Origin of the sequence: Streptomyces sp. NPDC088261 (assembly GCF_044740805.1) — a bacterium.
GTDB lineage: Bacteria > Actinomycetota > Actinomycetes > Streptomycetales > Streptomycetaceae > Streptomyces.
In genome coordinates this window covers 52,827-70,640 of the sequence record NZ_JBIURL010000007.1, presented here as the reverse complement: position 1 = coordinate 70,640, position 17,814 = coordinate 52,827, and the positions used below count along the sequence as shown (strand labels likewise).

The window sequence follows — 17,814 nt, the reverse complement described above, 5'->3', positions numbered from 1 at the left end:
TGCTACTGGATCAGCTGCAGCCGCTCGTCGAGCCGCAGCCCTCGCAGATGTAGCAGGAGCCCGCTCGCTGCATCTTCGTGCCGCAGGAGAAGCAGAGCGGGGCGTCCGCGCTGATGCCGAGTTGCATCTCGACCAGTTCGGCCGAGGTGTGGGCCTCCTTGGGGGCCGGGATCACCGACGCGTTCGTCAGGGCCGGGGCCTTCGGGGGCTTCGGGGTGGTGGGGGTCTGGGACGTCGGGCGCGGGGCCGACTGGGCCAGGGTCTCGGTGTCCAGGTCGTCGTCCATCGACGGCACGTACGAACCGGTGTCCAGGTGGCGCTGGCGTTCGTCCGCCGAGTGGATCCCCAGCGCCGAGCGCGTCTCGAACGGCAGGAAGTCGAGCGCGAGGCGGCGGAAGATGTAGTCGACGATCGACTGCGCCATCCGCACGTCCGGGTCGTCCGTCATCCCGGCCGGCTCAAAGCGCATGTTGGTGAACTTGGACACGTACGTCTCCAGCGGGACGCCGTACTGGAGGCCCACCGACACGGCGATCGAGAAGGCGTCCATCATGCCCGCGAGCGTCGAGCCCTGCTTGGACATCTTGAGGAAGACCTCGCCGAGACCGTCGTCCGGGTAGGAGTTGGCGGTCATGTACCCCTCGGCGCCGCCCACCGTGAAGGACGTGGTGAGGCCCGGGCGGCCCTTGGGCAGCCGCTTGCGGACCGGGCGGTACTCGATGACCTTCTCCACCGCCGCGCGGATGGTCTCCTCGGTCTTCTCCGCGACCTTCTCGTCCTTCTTCTTCGCCGAGAGGGGCTGGCCGACCTTGCAGTTGTCGCGGTAGATCGCGAGCGCCTTGACGCCCATCTTCCACGCCTCGAAGTAGACCTCCTCGACGTCCTCGACGGTCGCCGTCTCGGGGAGGTTGACCGTCTTGGACAGCGCGCCGGAGATCCACGGCTGGATCGCCGCCATCATCCGCACGTGGCCCATCGCCGAGATGGAACGCTCGCCCATCGCGCAGTCGAAGACCTCGTAGTGCTCGGTCTTGAGACCAGGGGCCCCGACCACCACGCCGTTCTCGGCGATGTGGGCGACCACGGCCTCGATCTGCTCCGTCTGGTAGCCGAGCCTGCGCAGCGCCTGCGGCACCGTGCCGTTGACGATCTGCATCGAGCCGCCGCCGACGAGCTTCTTGAACTTGACCAGCGCCAGGTCCGGCTCCAGGCCCGTGGTGTCGCAGGACATCGCGAGACCGATGGTGCCGGTGGGCGCGATGACCGACGCCTGCGCGTTGCGGAAGCCGTTCTTCTCGCCGAGGCGGAGCACGTCCTGCCAGGCCTCCGTGGCGGCGGCCCAGACCGGGGTGTCCAGGTCGTCGAAGCGCACGGCCGCGCCGTTGGCGTCCGCGTGCTGCCTCATGACGCGCTTGTGCGGCTCGGCGTTGCGGGCGTAGCCGTCGTACGGTCCGACCACCGCGGCCAGTTCGGCGGAGCGGCGGTACGACGTGCCGGTCATCAGCGACGTGATGGCGCCGGCCAGCGAGCGGCCGCCGTCGGAGTCGTACGCGTGGCCCGTCGCCATCAGCAGGGCGCCGAGGTTGGCGTACCCGATGCCGAGCTGGCGGAAGGCGCGCGTGTTCTCGCCGATCTTCTGCGTCGGGAAGTCCGCGAAGCAGATGGAGATGTCCATCGCGGTGATGACCAGCTCGACCACCTTGGCGAAGCGCTCGGACTCGAACGACTGGTGGCCCTTGCCGTCGTCCTTGAGGAACTTCATCAGGTTCAGCGAGGCCAGGTTGCACGAGGTGTTGTCCAGGTGCATGTACTCGCTGCACGGGTTCGAGCCGTTGATCCGCCCGGACTCCGGGCAGGTGTGCCAGCGGTTGATCGTGTCGTCGTACTGGATGCCCGGGTCGGCACACGCCCACGCGGCCTCGGCCATCTTGCGGAAGAGGGACTTCGCCTCGACCTCTTCGATGACCTCGCCGGTCATGCGGGCGCGCAGTCCGAACTTCCCGCCGGCCTCGACGGCCTTCATGAAGTCGTCGTTGACCCGGACGGAGTTGTTGGCGTTCTGGTACTGGACGGACGTGATGTCGTCGCCGCCCAGGTCCATGTCGAAGCCCGCGTCGCGCAGCGCGCGGATCTTCTCCTCCTCCTTGACCTTGGTCTCGATGAAGTCCTCGATGTCGGGGTGGTCGACATCCAGGATGACCATCTTGGCCGCCCGGCGCGTGGCGCCGCCGGACTTGATCGTGCCGGCGGAGGCGTCGGCGCCGCGCATGAAGGAGACGGGACCCGAGGCGTTGCCGCCGGAGGAGAGCAGTTCCTTGGAGGAGCGGATCCGGGAGAGGTTCAGGCCGGCGCCCGAGCCGCCCTTGAAGATCATCCCCTCTTCCTTGTACCAGTCGAGGATCGAGTCCATCGAGTCGTCCACGGAGAGGATGAAGCACGCCGACACCTGCTGCGGCTGGGGCGTGCCGACGTTGAACCACACCGGGGAGTTGAAGCTGAAGACCTGGTGAAGGAGGGCGTACGCCAGCTCGTGCTCAAAGATCTCCGCGTCGTCGGGCGTCGCGAAGTAGTGGAAGTCCTCGCCGGCCTTCCGGTACGTCTTCACGATCCGGTCGATCAGCTGCCTGAGACCGGTCTCGCGCTGCGGGGTGCCGAGGGCGCCGCGGAAGTACTTGCTGGTGACGATGTTGACCGCGTTCAGCGTCCAGAAGTCGGGGAACTCCACGCCACGCTGCTCGAAGTTCACCGACCCGTCGCGCCAGTTCGTCATGACGACGTCGCGGAGTTCCCAGCTGACCTCGTCGTACGGATGCACGCCGGGGGAGGTGTGGATGCGGTCGATACGGAGTCCCTTGCCGGCCTTCGTTCCCTTGGTGCGGGTGCCTCGCGCGGGTCCGCTCGTCGTCTCTGTCATGCCGCCTCCTACGTACAAAACGCACTGAAGTGCCATGTTCTTCCCGTGGCACATGTGTATGTGATGCCTCGGGCGCGGTCGGTCGCGCCCGGGGCAGGCCTGTGTCGTCACGAAGCTGCCGCACGACGGCCGGGGGCAGGCCCTGAGGGCCGGGACCCGGTCGGTCGGTACGCGGTCGGTCAGTCGGTGACGGTGGCGGGGACGGGTCCCTCGAAGGTGTCGCCGGTCCCGCTTTCCTCCGAGAGAGGCCGCTCACGCAGCTCCGCGACGGCGGCCTCGAAGTCTTCGAGCGAATTGAACGCCCGGTACACGGATGCGAAGCGCAGGTACGCGACGAGGTCGAGTTCCTGCAACGGGCCGAGTATGGCCAGCCCCACGTCGTGGGTGGTCAGCTCGGCGCTGCCGGTGGCGCGCACCGCCTCCTCGACCCGCTGGCCGAGCTTGGCGAGGGCGTCCTCGGTGACGGGTCGTCCCTGGCACGCCTTGCGGACGCCGGAGATGACCTTGGTACGGCTGAAGGGTTCGGTGACGCCGCTGCGCTTGATCACCATCAGCGAGGCGGTCTCGACCGTCGTGAAACGGCGCGAGCAGTCGGGGCACTGACGGCGGCGGCGGATCGACGTCCCGTCGTCGGTGGTGCGGCTGTCGACGACCCGGCTGTCGGGGTGCCGGCAGAAGGGACAGTGCATGGTTCCCATCCCTCCTTCGCAGCGTGACTGAACAGCACCGTAGAGGCCCGGAACGAGCCCCTCGAAGCAACTCCCAGCATAGGCGATGGTTACCGGCCACGAGCACCGGGACCACAACTTCTGGGCGGCTGGAACAATCCAACCACTAGATCTGGGGTTTTCCGCATCTTAGGCCCCGGCGTGTTCCGCGTGTCGCCCCGGGGGGTCACCCCCGGGCGCGGGCCCCGGCGGGGGCGGGGTGGCGAGGACCGGCCACGAGGGTACGGGAAGGGCGCGGCGGCCCGGATTCCGGCCCGGCCGGTGGGAGGATACGGCGCGGGGACCGCCCTCGGGCCGGCCCGGACAGGACCGGCTATACACCTGGTAAGTCGCACGCGTAAGACACTCTTTGGTTTTTCACTCGAACGTGTGTTTGGCGCAACCTTTCGAAAGCAACTACCGTTGTCCAGCTAGGGAGAACATTTCGAGAGGGGCCCGACGTGACCACCACCGCAGACAGTGCCACCATCACTGCCCAGGACCGCTCCCAGAGCCGACTCGAGCCGGTGCATGCAATGAATGACGCAGTCACGAACCCGGAGGGGCCCAAGCCCAACCGGTCACTGCCCGGCAGGCCTCCAGGAATCAGGGCGGACAGCTCCGGTCTCACGGACCGGCAGCGGCGGGTCATCGAGGTCATCAGGGACTCGGTCCAACGGCGTGGGTACCCCCCGTCGATGCGGGAGATCGGCCAGGCCGTCGGTCTCTCCAGCACGTCGTCGGTGGCCCATCAGCTGATGGCACTGGAGCGGAAAGGGTTCCTCCGCAGGGACCCGCACCGCCCGCGGGCGTACGAGGTCAGGGGCTCCGACCAGCCCAGCACCCAGCAGACCGACACGACCGGCAAGCCCGCCGCGTCGTACGTCCCGCTGGTCGGCCGGATCGCGGCCGGCGGACCGATCCTCGCGGAGGAGTCCGTCGAGGACGTCTTCCCGCTCCCCCGTCAGCTGGTGGGGGACGGCGAGCTGTTCGTGCTGAAGGTGGTCGGTGACTCGATGATCGAGGCCGCGATCTGCGACGGCGACTGGGTGACGGTGCGCCGCCAGCCGGTCGCCGAGAACGGCGACATCGTGGCCGCGATGCTCGACGGCGAAGCCACCGTCAAGCGCTTCCGGCGCGAGGACGGGCACGTGTGGCTGCTCCCGCACAACGCGGCGTACCAGCCGATCCCCGGCGACGAGGCGACGATCCTCGGCAAGGTGGTCGCGGTGCTGCGCCGCGTGTGAGGCCACTGCCGGCTCCGAACGGGGCTCCCCGGACCTCAGGTCCCGGGAGCCCCGTTCACGTTCTGACACCGTCAGCGACCGACAGACACCGCCAGTGACCGACCGCCCCGCTCACAGACCGTCCGCCTTCGCCTTCGCGTCGATCGCGGCCAGGGAGCGCCGGACCTGGGCGCCGTCCGTCGTGTACCAGAACGCGGGCAGCGACGCCCGCAGGAAGCTGCCGTACCGCGCGTTCGCCAGCCGGGGGTCCAGGACCGCCACCACACCCCGGTCCCCGCTCGCCCGGACCAGCCGTCCGGCGCCCTGGGCCATCAGCAGCGCCGCGTGCGTCGCGGCCACCGCCATGAAACCGTTGCCGCCCGCCTCCTCCACCGCCTTCTGGCGCGCGCTCATCAGCGGGTCGTCCGGGCGCGGGAACGGGATGCGGTCCATCACCACCAGCTGCGAGCTGGGCCCCGGCACGTCGACGCCCTGCCACAGCGAGAGCGTGCCGAACAGGCACGTCCGGGGATCGGCCGCGTACGCCTTGATCAGCTCGCCGAGCGTCTCCTCGCCCTGGAGCAGGATCGGCACGTCCAGCCGTACGCGCAGCTCCTCCGCCGCCGCCTGCGCGGCCCGCATGGAGGAGAACAGCCCGAGCGTACGACCACCGGCCGCCTCGACCAGCTCCGCCAGCTCGTCCATCATGTCGCCGCGCGAGCCCTCCCGGCCCGGCGTGGCCAGGTGGCGGGCGACGTACAGGATCCCCTGCTTCGGGTAGTCGAACGGCGAGCCCACGTCGAGGCCCTTCCACTGCGGGACGTCGTCGCCCGCCGTGCCCTCCGGCGCCAGGCCCAGCGAGGCGCCCACCCCGTTGAAGTCCCCGCCCAGCTTGAGCGTGGCGGAGGTCAGGACGACCGAGCGGTCCGCGAAGAGCTTCTCCCGCAGCAGCCCCGACACGGAGAGCGGCGCGACCCTCAGGGACGCGCCGAACCGGTCGTGGCGTTCGTACCAGACGACGTCCCACTCGGACCCGTTCGCGATCCGCTCCGCCACGCCGTGGACGCTCTCGACGGCGGCGAGCGCCTGCTTCCGTACGACGTCCTCGTCCTGGACGGACTTGTCGCGGGTCGAGCCGAGCGCCGAGATCACCGCACGCGAGGCGTCACGCAGCGACATCAGCGCGTAACCGAGATCCTCGGGGACCTCTTCGAGGCGGCCGGGCAGGGCCAGCTCCATCAGCCGCTCGAAGGTCTCGGCGGCCGTCTGGAGCTCGTCGGCGACCTTTTCATTGACCAGCCGGGCGGCCCGCCGCACCGCGCGGTTGACCTGGCCGGGGGTCAGCTCGCCGGTGGCGACCCCGGTGACGCGGGAGACCAGCTCATGGGCCTCGTCGACGATCAGCACCTCGTGCTGCGGAAGGACCGGCGCGCCCTCGATCGCGTCGATCGCGAGCAGGGCGTGGTTGGTCACCACGACGTCGGCGAGCTTGGCGCGCTCACGGGCCAGCTCGGCGAAGCACTCGGCGCCGTAGGCGCACTTCGTCGCCCCCAGGCACTCCCGGGAGGAGACGGAGATCTGCGCCCAGGCCCGGTCGGAGACTCCGGGGGTGAGGTCGTCGCGGTCCCCGGTCTCCGTCTCGTCGGCCCAGTCCCGCATCCGGAGCAGGTCCTGGCCCAGTTTGCTGGTGGGCGCGGCCGCCTCGAACTGGTCGAAGAGCCCCTCTTCCTCCTCCTGCGGCATGCCCTCGCGGAGGCGGTGCAGACAGAGGTAGTTGGACCGGCCCTTGAGCATGGCGAACTCGGGCCGCCGCCGCAGCAGCGGGTGCAGCGCGTCGACCGTACGCGGAAGATCACGCTCCACGAGCTGGCGTTGCAGCGCCAGCGTCGCCGTGGCCACCACGACGCGCTCTCCGTGCGCCAGCGCGGGCACCAGATAGCCGAGGGACTTTCCGGTGCCGGTGCCGGCCTGCACGAGGAGGTGGGACGGGGTGTCGATGGCTTCGGCGACGGCCTCGGCCATGGTGACCTGGCCTGGCCGTTCCACGCCGCCGACCGAGGTCACGGCGGCATGGAGGAGCTCGGGGAGTGTTGGCTTCGTCATAGCCCGACCACCCTACGGTGCACCACTGACAACGGCGTTCACCCACCGCCCGGCGGGGAGGCCAGCGGGTTGGGAACCGTACCGTGCACGGCGGCGTGCGGGCGCTGCGCGCGGTCGCGGTAGCCGTCGAGGTGGAGCCGGTTCCGGTTGAGGCACAGGCGCGCGATACGGGGGGTGAGCAGGTCGAACGTCTCGAAGCGATCCCGGAGTTCGGGGAAGCGGTCCTGGTGCCGGACGACCTCCGCCCGTACGAGGGACCAGAACTGGTTCTCGGGCACGCCCAGTTGTTCCTCGCAGAGGGGCGCCAGATAGCGGAACACACCGACGAAGAGCCCGGAATGGATGAACTGCACCAGGAAGCCGGGTTCTTCGGTGAGCAGGATGTCCTTCACCTCGCGGGGCATCGTGTCGTGCTCGGGCAGCGGCAGGGCGCTGACGTTCACGTCGTCGACGAAGTCCTTGATCGCGAGCCGGACCGGCACGTCCTGGTCGTCGAAGACGACGATGGCGTTCTCGCCGTGCGGGGAGAAGACCGTCCCGTACCGGTAGAGGAAGTGCAGCAGCGGCGGCAGCAGGGCGGCGAAGAGCCGTTCGAGCCAGACGGCGGGCGCCAGTCCGGAACGGGCGACGAGCTCGGCGGTGAGGGCCCGGCCGCGCGGGTCGGTCTGGAGCAGGGACGCGAGGGTACGGGCGCGCTCGCCGGGGGCCAGCCGCGCGTCGAGGGGTTCGCGCCAGATCGCGCCGAGCAGTTCCTTGTACTGGTACGGGACCTCGGGGAGGTGGTCGTACAGCGGATGCTCCACGGCCACGGACGCCACCTCGCCGAGGAGGATCACCCCGCACTCGTCGCGCAGGAAGGGGTCGGCGTCGCGCAGTCCGTGCACCCAGGCGGTGACGGCGGGGGCGGCGAGGGTGCGTTCGGTGGGCAGGCCGCGCCAGACGAGGGTGTTGAGGACGGACAGCGGCAGTTTGACGGTGTGCCGGTCGGGCCGGTCGACGTTGAGGAAGGTCCTGACGGACTGCTGCGGCAGCCGGAGGTCGCCGTCGGAGGGCAGCGGTACGACGGCTCCGCGGGCTATCTCGGGCGTGTAGAGCGGGAGCAGCACCTCGTCCCACTGCCAGGGGTGGACGGGCAGATAGAGGTACGTGGCGGGGTCGAGGCCCCGGTCGCGCAGGACGCGGTCGTAGCGCTCGCGGACGGCCGCGTCGAGTTCGAGGGTGTACAGCAGGTCGGGGGCGTGCAGGGCGGGGACGCCGCGATAGGTGGCGAGCGAGGTGCTGACGGCGATCCACGGGAGCGCGGCGGGGGTGCGGGCCTCGGGGGCCCAGCGGGCGGCGTCGGGCGCGGAGAAGCCGATTCTGCCCTTGTTGAGGACGATCCAGGGGTGGCCGGTCTGGTGCCCTTCCAGTTCCGCGTACCCGAGGTCGGCGAGGCGGGCGGCGCTGAGGGCGGTGTGGTCGAGCCTGACGTCGGCGGCGAGGGTGGTGGTGAGTTCGCGCACCAGGTGGCCGAGGGTCGCGCCGTCGAGCGCGAGGAGTCCGCGGGCCAGGAGCAGGAAGCGCAGCGGGTCCGTGAAGGGCCGGCCCTCCGACGTGACGCTGTCGGCGTCGACGCGCCAGCTGCCGTACGAGCCGCGGGCGGCGCGGAAGATCAGCGTCCCGCCGGCGTCGAGCGTGAGGGTGTAGAGGCCGTCGGCCTCGCCGGGGCGCGGCTCGATGATCTCCTCGTACGCGAACTCCCCGAGCATCTTCGCCAGAAGGCGGGCGGCCGCGCGGTCCCAGGCCCGCGGGTTCAGCTCGGGCGGCGAGAACAGGGCGGCGGAGCCTTCGGCGGCGGATGGGCCCTCAGCGGCTATGGCCGCGTCGTGGCCCGCGTGATGGCCCGTGTCGTGAGCCGCGTCGTGGCTGGAGTCGTGGGTGACGGAGGACTGAGGCACGGGGACTCCTCGGGAGGTGAACCGGAAGGGATCGAGGGGTGTGTTCAAGGCGGCGGTCCGGTCAGAGCAGGTCACGGAGGGCGCGTTCGCGGACCATCAGGGCGGCTCTCTTGTCGGGGAGGTCGATCTCGGCGCCGAAGCGGAACCCGGCGCTGAGGAACGCGGAGACGGAGGGGGTGTTACGGAGGTCGGGTTCGGCGACGACGCGTCCGCAGCGGGGACGGTGGTCGAGCACCAGGTCGGCGACGGCCCTGAGGAGGGCGGTGCCGACGCCCCGGCCCCGGTCGGTGACGCCTCCCAGGAGGAGGTGGATCCCGGTGTCGTGCGGGCGGGCCGGGTAGTGGCGCGCGAGCGGGTCGAGATCGGCCCGGTAGATCTCCCAGTAGCTCATGGGGATCCCGCCGAGCACGCCGAGGCACGGGGCGCTGCGCCCGTCGCCGTCGAGCTGTGGCCGCAGGTGGTCGGCGGTGACGGACTCGGGCCCCGCCAGCTCCCAGAACGCGGCGACGGCAGGATCGTTCATCCACCGGCTGATCAGGGAAAGGTCGCGCTCGACTCGTACCGGGACGAGTTGGAAGACACCGACGGAGGTGGTGACGGGCCCCCACCCGGCGGGGGAATCGAGGAGCCGGCCGTCCGGGGCACGGCCGGGCGGATCCCCGTCCGCGAACAGCGCGACCAGCTCGTCGGTCAGCCGCAGGTCAAGGGTGTCCTCGGCGCTCGCATCGGTGGGAGGCACAGTGGCGCTCTCCTCTCGGCAGTTCGGACAGGGAGGTGTTCCTTCAACGGCGAAGGGGGTTGGTGATGGTGACGTAGACGGACTGGGTGTCGACGGGCCCGACCAGTTCGTCGAGGCCGTGCAGCCGGGTGAGCAGGTTGGCCTTGCAGCGCAGGGTGGGGGCTTCCAGGAGGAGCGCGGGCAGCGGCGAGCCGAGCGACGCCGCCCCGGCGAGGAACTGGCGCAGGGCGGCGAGGAGCACCCGCTCGTCGGCGAGCCCCTGCGCACCGAAGGCGCCGATCAGGCCGAGGACGTTGTTGATCCCGAGGTAGTAGGCGAAGCGTTCGTCGGTGACCGCGTCGGAGACGAAGGTGTCGCTGACCTCCCCGATGCCCGGGAGGCGGCGGTCCAGGGCGGCGCGGTACGACTCGCGGAAGTAGTAGCCCTGGTTGTCGCGGTAGCGTCCGCCGGCCGGCCAGCCGTCGGCGTCGAGCAGCACCAGGGTGTTCTGCTGGTGGGCCTCCAGGGCGATGCCCGCGGTGCCGTCCAGCCAGAGCACGGGGCGCACGACGTGGTCGAGGTAGCGCAGGAACCACTCGGCGGACACGGCGGCGGTGGAGCGGCCGGTACGGGCGGCCAGCGCGGCGACGGTCGCGGCGAGCCGGGAGTGCGTACCGGACCTGCCGGGGTACGGCCGGGGCGCGGTCAGCGCGGCGATGCAGACGGCGTCGTCACCGGGGCGGAACGGATTGTGGCGCAGCATGACGTCGAGTCCGGTGACGGGGTGTCCGTCCGGGGTGTCGACGGCGAGCCAGGCGGGGTCGCGGACGATGTCGAAGCCGGGGTGGGCGGCCTGCCACTCCTTGCCGAGCCCGCCGCGCAGCAGGCGGTGGACCTCGACGCCGCGGTGGAGTTCCTTGCGGAGGTTCTCCCGGCGGGAGTTGGTGATGCGCAGGCCGAGGGAGAGCTTGAGCATGGCCGGGGCGCCCGGCCGGTGCACGGTGCGGATCGAGGAGGTGGGGTGCCAGGAGTCGCCCTGCGGGCCGAGGTCGTGGAGGAGTCCCGCGTCGAAGAGGCCCGCGACTTCCTGACGGTGCCTCAGGTCCCGTGCCTGCCAGGGGTGGAGGGGCAGCGGGACGGTGTGGTCGGGGAGGGGCAGGTCGCCGAGGAGGCGGGCGGTGAGCTGTCCCGCCGTGATCACACGGCCCTGTTCGGTCCAGGCGGAGTCGGTGGCGAGGACGGACCGGTCGACGGCCATCCAGTGGAGCGGGAACGAGCCGCGCAACTCCGGTGAGTAGAGCCGGGCTTCGGCCTCGGAGAGCCCTTCGCGGCTCTTGGGGGTGGGGTGCAGGGGGTGGCCGAGGACGAGTGACTGCTCGGCGGTGAGGAAGAGGTCGGCGCCGGCGGTGGGCCCGGGGCGGCGGCGCCGGTCGGTGAGGAACGCGGCGGTGTGGCGTACGGAATCGGCGACCCTGCCGACGAGGTCGGTGCCCTGGAAGCGGCCCGACTCGCGGCCGAGGAGCGCCGCGAGGGTGACGGCCTCGACGGCCGGGGCGTCGCTCGGGGCGCTCTCCAGGAACGGCATGCCGAAGCGGTGCCAGCCGGTGGCGGACCAGTACCGGAGCGGTACGAGCAGGGCGGTGCCGCTCACGTGGAGCGGGACGCGCAGCACGTCGCCGTCGGGGCGGGCGATGCCGTTCTCCCGTACCCAGCAGCGCAGCAGGTTCTCGACCGCCGCCGCGTCGGCCGCCTTCTGCGGGTCGGGGTGGTCGAGGTGGTCGGGGCGGCCGGACCGGTCGCCGGGGTGGCCGGACCGGTCGCCGGTGGGGGCGGCGACAGCGGTGGGGGCGGCCGGGCCCGCGGACGGCGGGCGCGTCTCGGCGGGGCTCGCGACCTGTTGCCGCGGCACCGTCGCCGACTCGACGGTGAGGGGGGTCTCGGCGGAGGAACGGCCGTCGGCCTCGGGCGCATCGGGTGCGGTGGGGTTCACGAGTGGGGGCTTCCTTGTGAAGGGGTCCGGGGTCAGTGCGACGGACCGGATTCTGTCCGGAGGAGCGCTCCCCGCTCGGCCGCGGCCAGGGCGTCGGCGAACCGGTCGAGGACCGCCGCGGCCTGTTCGTCGGTGAGCGTGAGGGGAGGGAGCAGCCGGACGACGGCGGACTGCCGGCCGCCGAGCTCGACGATGAGCCCGCGGCGAAGGCACTCCTGCTGGACGGCCCTGGCGAGGACGGGGTCGGGCGGAGCGGGGGCGTCGGCCTCCGGGGAGACCAGCTCCACCCCGATCATGAGGCCCCGGCCCCGGACGTCCCCGATGCAGGGGTGGTTTGCGGCGAGTCCCTGGAGCTGTCCCAGCATGCGGGCACCGAGGAGCGCGGCGCGTTCGGCGAGCCGGTTCTCCCTGACGTACGCGAGGGTCGCCGCGCCCGCCGCCATGGCGAGCTGGTTGCCGCGGAACGTCCCCGCGTGGGCGCCGGGCGGCCAGCAGTCGAGATCCTCGTGGTAGACGATCACCGCCAGCGGGAGGGAGCCGCCGATCGCCTTGGAGAGAACCATGACGTCAGGGGTGATTCCGCTGTGCTCCACGGCCCAGAAGGTACCGGTCCGCCCGACTCCTGTCTGCACCTCGTCCGCGATGAGCGGGATGGAGCGGGCCGCCGTGATCTCCCGCATCCTGCGCAGCCACGCGTCCGGGGCGGGGATCACTCCGCCCTCGCCCTGCACCGGTTCGAGGATCATCGCGGCGGGCGCGGCCACCCCGCCCTTGGGGTCGTCGAGAAGGTTCTCGGTCCAGCGGGCGGCGAGTTCGGCGCCGCGCTCCCCGCCGATGCCGAACGGGCACCGGTAGTCGTACGGGTACGGAAGCCGTGTCACCCGTACGTCGGGGGCTCCGCCGGACGCCGCGAGGGCCCCGGCCGTCATCCCGTGGTAGGCGCCGGTGAAGGAGAGGAGGCCCGCGCGGCCGGTGGCGGTACGGACCAGCTTGAGCGCGGCCTCGACGGCGTCGGTGCCTGCGGGACCGCAGAACTGCACCCGCGCGTGGCGCGCGAACCGCGCGGGCAGCGTCGCGAACAACTCCGTGGTGAAGGCGTCCTTCACCGGGGTGGCGAGGTCCAGGACGTGGAGCGGGGCCCCGGAGTCGAGGACCTTCCTGATCGCCTCCAGGACGACCGGGTGGTTGTGCCCGAGCGCCAGGGTGCCCGCGCCGGACAGGCAGTCCAAGTACCGTCTGCCGTCGGCGCCTTCGATGGTCAGGCCCCGGGCGCGTACGGGGACGATGGGCAGCGACCTCGCATACGTACGAGCCGCCGATTCACGCAGCGCCTGGCGCCGCAGAATGCCCTCGTGTGCGACGGTCGGTGCCGCCGGAGCTGGTTCGGTCACGGCCACGGCTGATGGTCCTCCCGCAGTCACGGATACGTTGTCGGTCGGTACGGCGTCCGCCCGCCGGGGCCCGGCGGTGGACGCTGTTTGTCCCCGCACATGTCAACGACGGGGAACGCCCGGGATCACGGGCCCGTGGGAAGATCCTTGGGTCCGGAACCACGCCCCTGCCGTACGCCGTCCCCATCGGCAACGGCATAGTTGGGGGCGCGTCCGGCGTCCAGGACCGTGACCGGGGGCGCCGCCGGTTCCTACAGCTGAGAACAACTCCGAAGTCCCAGGGGGATTCACGCATGCGACCCATTCGCCCGACGTCCGCCGACCGCAGGGGAAGGCGCGCGGGGCGCGGGATGCCGTCCGCGCTCGCGGCGGTCTCCCTGGCCACGGTGCTGGCACTCACCGCCACGGCCTGCGGTTCGGGCGACGACACCGCGTCCGGCTCGTCCACCGCGAGCGCCGCGCCCGCCGACGGCAAGATCCGGATCCCCGACGATCTCAAGGAGCGCCTCAAGGAGCGCGGGATCGACATGGACAAGTGGAAGAACGGCGAGTGGAAGGACTGGGACAAGGACAAGTGGCTGCGTGAGGCCAGGGACTTCGTCAACCCGATCATCAAGGACCTCTGGGACCCGGACCGGATGCGCGACGCGCAGAAGCCCCCGGAGCAGCCGGTCGAGGCCCACGACATCTCGGGCGACGCGGGGGTCACCGACCCGACGCCGCAGCCGGTCGAGGCCCAGGCCGTGAGCACGCCGTACGACGCCGCCGAGCCCGCGTCGGGGAAGCTGTTCTTCGACGGCCCCAAGGGGTCGATGGTCTGCTCGGCGACCGTGGTCCAGGACCCGGCCCACCCCGGCAAGTCCAACATGGTCTGGACGGCGGGCCATTGTGTGCACGCCGGCAAGGACGGCGGCTGGTACCGCAACCTGGTCTTCGTCCCCTCGTACAACAACGACGGCCTGTCGGAGGCCGAGTTGCAGGCCGACCCCGACAAGCAGGCTCCGCACGGCCTGTGGTGGGCGGACGGGGCGCAGACGTCCGACCAGTGGATCGCGCAGGGCTCGTCCACCGGTGGTCAGGGCGCGCCCTACGACTTCGCGGTCATCCACGTGACGCCGGAGAAGGGCGGCACGGGCGCGTCCCTGGAGGAGACGGTCGGCGCGGCGCTGCCGGTCGACTTCGACGCCCCGGCCACGGCGGACATCACGAGCGTGACGGCCACCGGCTACCCGGCGGCGCCGCCCTTCGAGGGCCAGAAGCAGTTCCAGTGCGCGGACCGGCCGGGCCGTCTGTCGCTGAAGGCGGACGATCCGACGATGTACCGCATCGGGTGCACGATGACGGGCGGTTCGTCGGGCGGCGGCTGGGTCGCGGCGGGCGCGGACGGCAAGCCCGCCCTGGTGTCCAACACGTCGATCGGCCCGGTGAAGGCCGGCTGGCTGGCGGGCCCGCGCCTCGGTGACGTGGCGAAGGGCATCTACGACGCGGTCAGCGAGAAGTTCGCGGACTAGGCAGCACGGAAACCCGGACGAACGACGGCCAAGGGGCCCGATCCCTCGTGAGGAGGGATCGGGCCCCTTGGCGTGGAACGACGCTCAGTCCCATGCGCTTTCGTACGGTCAGGGCGCCACCGGCACCGGCACGTACGCGGACAGCGCCGCCGCCAGTTCCTCGTGGACCCGTGCCTTGAGAAGCGTGCCCTCCGGGGTGTGCTCCTCGGAAAGGACCTCGCCCTCGGCGTGCACCCGGGAGACGAGCGCGCCCAGCGTGTACGGCACGAGCACCTCGACCCCGACCTCGGGCCGGGGCAGCTCGGCGTCGATGAGCGCGAGCAGCTCGGCGATGCCCTGGCCCGTACGGGCCGACACCGCGATCGCGTACCGCTCGGCGCCCAGCAGCCGCTGGAGCACCACCGGATCGGCCGCGTCGGCCTTGTTGATCACGACGATCTCGCGCACGTCCACCGCGCCCACGTCACGGACGACCTCGCGCACGGCGGCCAGCTGCTCCTCCGGCGCGGGGTGCGAACCGTCCACCACGTGCAGGATCAGGTCGGAGTTGCCGACCTCCTCCATCGTGGAGCGGAACGCCTCCACCAGGTGGTGCGGCAGGTGCCGGACGAAGCCGACCGTGTCGGCCAGCGTGTAGATCCGGCCGCTCGGCGTCTCGGCGCGGCGCACGGTGGGGTCCAGGGTGGCGAACAGCGAGTTCTCCACCAGCACCCCGGCGCCCGTGAGGCGGTTGAGCAGGGACGACTTGCCGGCGTTGGTGTATCCGGCGATCGCGACCGACGGCACCCGGTTGCGGCGCCGCTCCTGCCGCTTGATCTCGCGGCCGGTCTTCATCTCCGCGATCTCCCGGCGCATCTTCGCCATCTTCTCGCGGATCCGGCGCCGGTCCGTCTCGATCTTGGTCTCACCGGGACCGCGCGTGGCCATGCCGCCACCGCCGCCGCCACCCATCTGCCGGGAGAGCGACTGGCCCCAGCCGCGCAGCCTCGGCAGCATGTACTGCATCTGGGCGAGCGCGACCTGCGCCTTGCCCTCACGGGACTTGGCGTGCTGGGCGAAGATGTCGAGGATCAGGGCCGTACGGTCGACGACCTTGACCTTGACGACGTCCTCGAGGTGGATGAGCTGGCCGGGGCTCAGCTCACCGTCGCAGACCACCGTGTCGGCGCCGCTCTCCAGGACGATGTCCCGCAGCTCCTGGGCCTTGCCGGAGCCGATGTACGTCGCCGGGTCGGGCCGGTCACGGCGCTGGATCACTCCGTCGAGCACCAGGGCGCCGGCCGTCTCGGCGAGCGCCGCCAGCTCCGCGAGGGAGTTCTCGGAGTCCTGCACGGTCCCCGACGTCCACACGCCGACGAGCACCACACGCTCCAGGCGCAGCTGCCGGTACTCGACCTCGGTGACGTCTTCGAGCTCCGTGGACAGACCCACCACACGGCGCAGGGCCGCGCGGTCGGAGCGGTCGAGCTGCTCGCCGTCCCGCTCCCCGTCGATCTCATGGCTCCAGGCGACGTCCTCTTCCATCAGAGCATCGGCCCGAAGGCTGTCCGTGCGGGTGTCCGCAGCGCTGTCGTCCGCGAAGGTCTGCGCGTTCTGGGAAGGGGAGGAAGAGGAGGTCATTGGATCCTTACGTCGCTGGGGGAAGTGAATGCGGGAGAAGCCTCGGCCCAGGGCCCCGGCTTTTCCCACTATCGTCACAACGCGTGACGGTCCGGATTGATTCCCGGCCGCGCCGCCCGCTGTCCGACCCGTTGATGGTGGCACGCTTCCGCCCGGCCGTCACTCCGGTTTCACGGGCTGTTCCCGTGCCGTGTCCGGGGCCGCCCCGGGGGCCGTGTCCCGGCCGCCGGGCCGGTTGGCGGGCGCGGTCCCGGCGCGCCAGTCCGGGTGCCCGGGCATCGGCGGCGTCTTCTTCCCGTACAGCCAGACCCGGAAGAAGCCGCTCAGGTCACGCCCCGCGACCTCCGAGGCCAGCGCGGTGAAGTCGGCCGTGCCGGCCGTGGCGTCCCGGTGCTGCCGCACCCAGAGCCGTTCCAGCCGCTGGAAGGCGCTCGCGCCGATCTCCTGGCGCAGCGCGTAGAGCACCAGGGCGCTGCCGTCGTAGACGACCGGCCGGAAGAGGCTGATCTGGTGACCCGGCGTGGGCGGCTCGGGGGCGGCGGGCGGCCCTCCCCCGGCGCGCCAGCCGTCGGACATCTCGTACGCGGCGCGCATCCGCTCCACCAGCGGCTTCTTGCCGTACCGCTCGGCGTAGAGGGCCTCGTACCAGCTCGCGTGTCCTTCGTTGAGCCACAGGTCGGACCAGGTGCGCGGGGTGACGCTGTTGCCGAACCACTGGTGGGCCAGTTCGTGGACCATGATCGCGTCGACGTACGACTCCTCGAACCCGGGCCGGGTGAAGAGGGCGCGTTCGAAGAGGGAGAGGGTCTGGGTCTCCAGTTCGAAGCCGGTCTCGGCGGTGGCGATCAGCAGTCCGTACGTCTCGAAGGGGTACGGGCCGACCTGCTCCTCCATCCAGCTGAGCTGCGCGGGGGTCTTCTTGAGCCAGGGCTCCAGCTTCGCCGTGTCGGCGGCCGGGACGACGTCCCGTACCGGCAGTCCGCGCGGTCCCTCCCGGTGCAGGACGGCCGACTTCCCGATGGAGACCTGCGCCAGTTCGGTGGCCATGGGGTGGTGGGTGCGGTAGGTCCAGGTGGTGGTCGCGCCCGAGCGGTTCTTCTCCTCCGGCAGACCGTTGGCCACGGCCGTCAGGTCCCCGGGGACGGTGATACGGAAGGTGAAGTAGGCCTTGTCGGCGGGGTGGTCGTTGCCGGGGAAGACGCGGTGTCCGGCGTCCGCCTGGTTGGCCATCACCAGTCCGTCGGTGGTGCGCACCCAGCCGCCCGCCGTGCCCCGGGGGTCGCTGGTGTGGCTGACGGTGACCGCCATGCGGGCGCCCGCGCCGAGCGGCCTGGCGGGGGTGACGACCAGGTCCTCCCCGGCGGTGGCGAAGGTGGCGGGCTCGCCGTTGACCCGCACCGAGCGGACCACACCGTGGGTGAAGTCGAGGTTGATCCGCTCCAGCCGCTGCGTCGTCACGGCGTCGATCTTGGTGACGCTGTCCAGCGGCTTGCTGTGGTCGCCGCCGTAGGTGAGATCGAGGTCGTAGGTGAGGACGTCGTACCCGGGGTTGCCCAGCGTCGGGAAGAGCGGATCGCCGATGCCGAGCGGCTCGGGCGGGGGCGGCGCCGCGGAGGGCGTCGCGGCGACGAGGGTGGCCGAGGCGGCGGCGAGCAGGGCGGCGCGCAGCCGGCGGGAGGTGAGCAGCATGGACCACC

At 71.4% G+C, this 17,814-nt stretch carries 11 protein-coding genes; 2 read left to right on the top strand and 9 right to left on the bottom strand.

From position 1 onward, the window contains the following. Nucleotides 1–10: 10 nt before the first annotated feature. Together ACIODU_RS15915 and nrdR are read right to left on the bottom strand one after the other, a co-directional pair. A complete protein-coding gene (locus ACIODU_RS15915) occupies nucleotides 11–2,914 on the bottom strand; it encodes a vitamin B12-dependent ribonucleotide reductase (protein WP_356427821.1) in 2,904 nt (967 codons plus the stop codon). A 179-nt stretch (nucleotides 2,915–3,093) separates the two neighbouring features. After that, the gene (nrdR, locus tag ACIODU_RS15910; protein ID WP_161309412.1) at nucleotides 3,094–3,603 is read right to left on the bottom strand and encodes a transcriptional regulator NrdR; all 510 of its coding nucleotides are present in this window, start codon (nucleotides 3,601–3,603) and stop codon (nucleotides 3,094–3,096) included. A 479-nt stretch (nucleotides 3,604–4,082) separates the two neighbouring features. Between nrdR and lexA the strand changes: the two genes are divergently transcribed. Next, on the top strand, nucleotides 4,083–4,868 hold the full coding sequence (gene lexA, locus ACIODU_RS15905) for a transcriptional repressor LexA (RefSeq protein ID WP_161309411.1): 786 nt from the start codon (nucleotides 4,083–4,085) through the stop codon (nucleotides 4,866–4,868). A gap of 111 nt (nucleotides 4,869–4,979) precedes the next feature. On the opposite strand, the gene ACIODU_RS15900 is transcribed toward lexA, so the two are convergent. The 5 genes from ACIODU_RS15900 to ACIODU_RS15880 all read right to left on the bottom strand — a co-directional run bounded on the left by ACIODU_RS15900 (nucleotide 4,980) and on the right by ACIODU_RS15880 (nucleotide 12,992). Continuing rightward, a complete protein-coding gene (locus ACIODU_RS15900) occupies nucleotides 4,980–6,950 on the bottom strand; it encodes an ATP-dependent DNA helicase (RefSeq protein WP_401767942.1) in 1,971 nt (656 codons plus the stop codon). A 38-nt stretch (nucleotides 6,951–6,988) separates the two neighbouring features. Further along, a complete protein-coding gene (locus tag ACIODU_RS15895) occupies nucleotides 6,989–8,806 on the bottom strand; it encodes an IucA/IucC family protein (protein ID WP_401768271.1) in 1,818 nt (605 codons plus the stop codon). Between the two features lie 142 nt (nucleotides 8,807–8,948). Next, complete coding sequence (locus ACIODU_RS15890) at nucleotides 8,949–9,626, bottom strand: GNAT family N-acetyltransferase (protein ID WP_356427827.1); 678 nt, start codon at nucleotides 9,624–9,626, stop codon at nucleotides 8,949–8,951. Between the two features lie 43 nt (nucleotides 9,627–9,669). Beyond that, on the bottom strand, nucleotides 9,670–11,595 hold the full coding sequence (locus ACIODU_RS15885) for an IucA/IucC family protein (RefSeq protein ID WP_401767940.1): 1,926 nt from the start codon (nucleotides 11,593–11,595) through the stop codon (nucleotides 9,670–9,672). A 32-nt stretch (nucleotides 11,596–11,627) separates the two neighbouring features. Then, nucleotides 11,628–12,992 (bottom strand): diaminobutyrate--2-oxoglutarate transaminase family protein, encoded by a 1,365-nt coding sequence (locus tag ACIODU_RS15880; RefSeq protein WP_161309408.1) that lies wholly within the window; start codon nucleotides 12,990–12,992, stop codon nucleotides 11,628–11,630. Nucleotides 12,993–13,279: 287 nt separating this feature from the next. On the opposite strand from ACIODU_RS15880, the gene ACIODU_RS15875 reads away from it, so the two are divergent. After that, entirely contained in the window at nucleotides 13,280–14,497 is a 1,218-nt protein-coding gene (locus ACIODU_RS15875; protein ID WP_401767937.1) for a trypsin-like serine peptidase, read from the top strand. Nucleotides 14,498–14,605: 108 nt separating this feature from the next. Here ACIODU_RS15875 and hflX read toward each other — a convergent pair whose 3' ends face one another. Together hflX and ACIODU_RS15865 are read right to left on the bottom strand one after the other, a co-directional pair. After that, the gene (hflX, locus tag ACIODU_RS15870; protein ID WP_401767935.1) at nucleotides 14,606–16,117 is read right to left on the bottom strand and encodes a GTPase HflX; all 1,512 of its coding nucleotides are present in this window, start codon (nucleotides 16,115–16,117) and stop codon (nucleotides 14,606–14,608) included. Nucleotides 16,118–16,276: 159 nt separating this feature from the next. After that, nucleotides 16,277–17,806, bottom strand: a complete 1,530-nt coding sequence (locus tag ACIODU_RS15865) for a M1 family metallopeptidase (protein WP_401767934.1) — start codon at nucleotides 17,804–17,806, stop codon at nucleotides 16,277–16,279. Between the last annotated feature and the right edge of the window lie 8 nt (nucleotides 17,807–17,814).

Bases quoted from the DNA above. Each gene is read 5' to 3' on its own strand.
- ACIODU_RS15900 (WP_401767942.1), bottom strand. From the start codon at position 6,950: ATGACGAAGCCAACACTCCCCGAGCTCCTCCATGCCGCCGTGACCTCG.
- hflX (WP_401767935.1), bottom strand. From the start codon at position 16,117: ATGACCTCCTCTTCCTCCCCTTCCCAGAACGCGCAGACCTTCGCGGAC.
- ACIODU_RS15865 (WP_401767934.1), bottom strand. From the start codon at position 17,806: ATGCTGCTCACCTCCCGCCGGCTGCGCGCCGCCCTGCTCGCCGCCGCC.
- ACIODU_RS15915 (WP_356427821.1), bottom strand. From the start codon at position 2,914: ATGACAGAGACGACGAGCGGACCCGCGCGAGGCACCCGCACCAAGGGA.
- nrdR (WP_161309412.1), bottom strand. From the start codon at position 3,603: ATGCACTGTCCCTTCTGCCGGCACCCCGACAGCCGGGTCGTCGACAGC.
- ACIODU_RS15875 (WP_401767937.1), top strand. From the start codon at position 13,280: ATGCGACCCATTCGCCCGACGTCCGCCGACCGCAGGGGAAGGCGCGCG.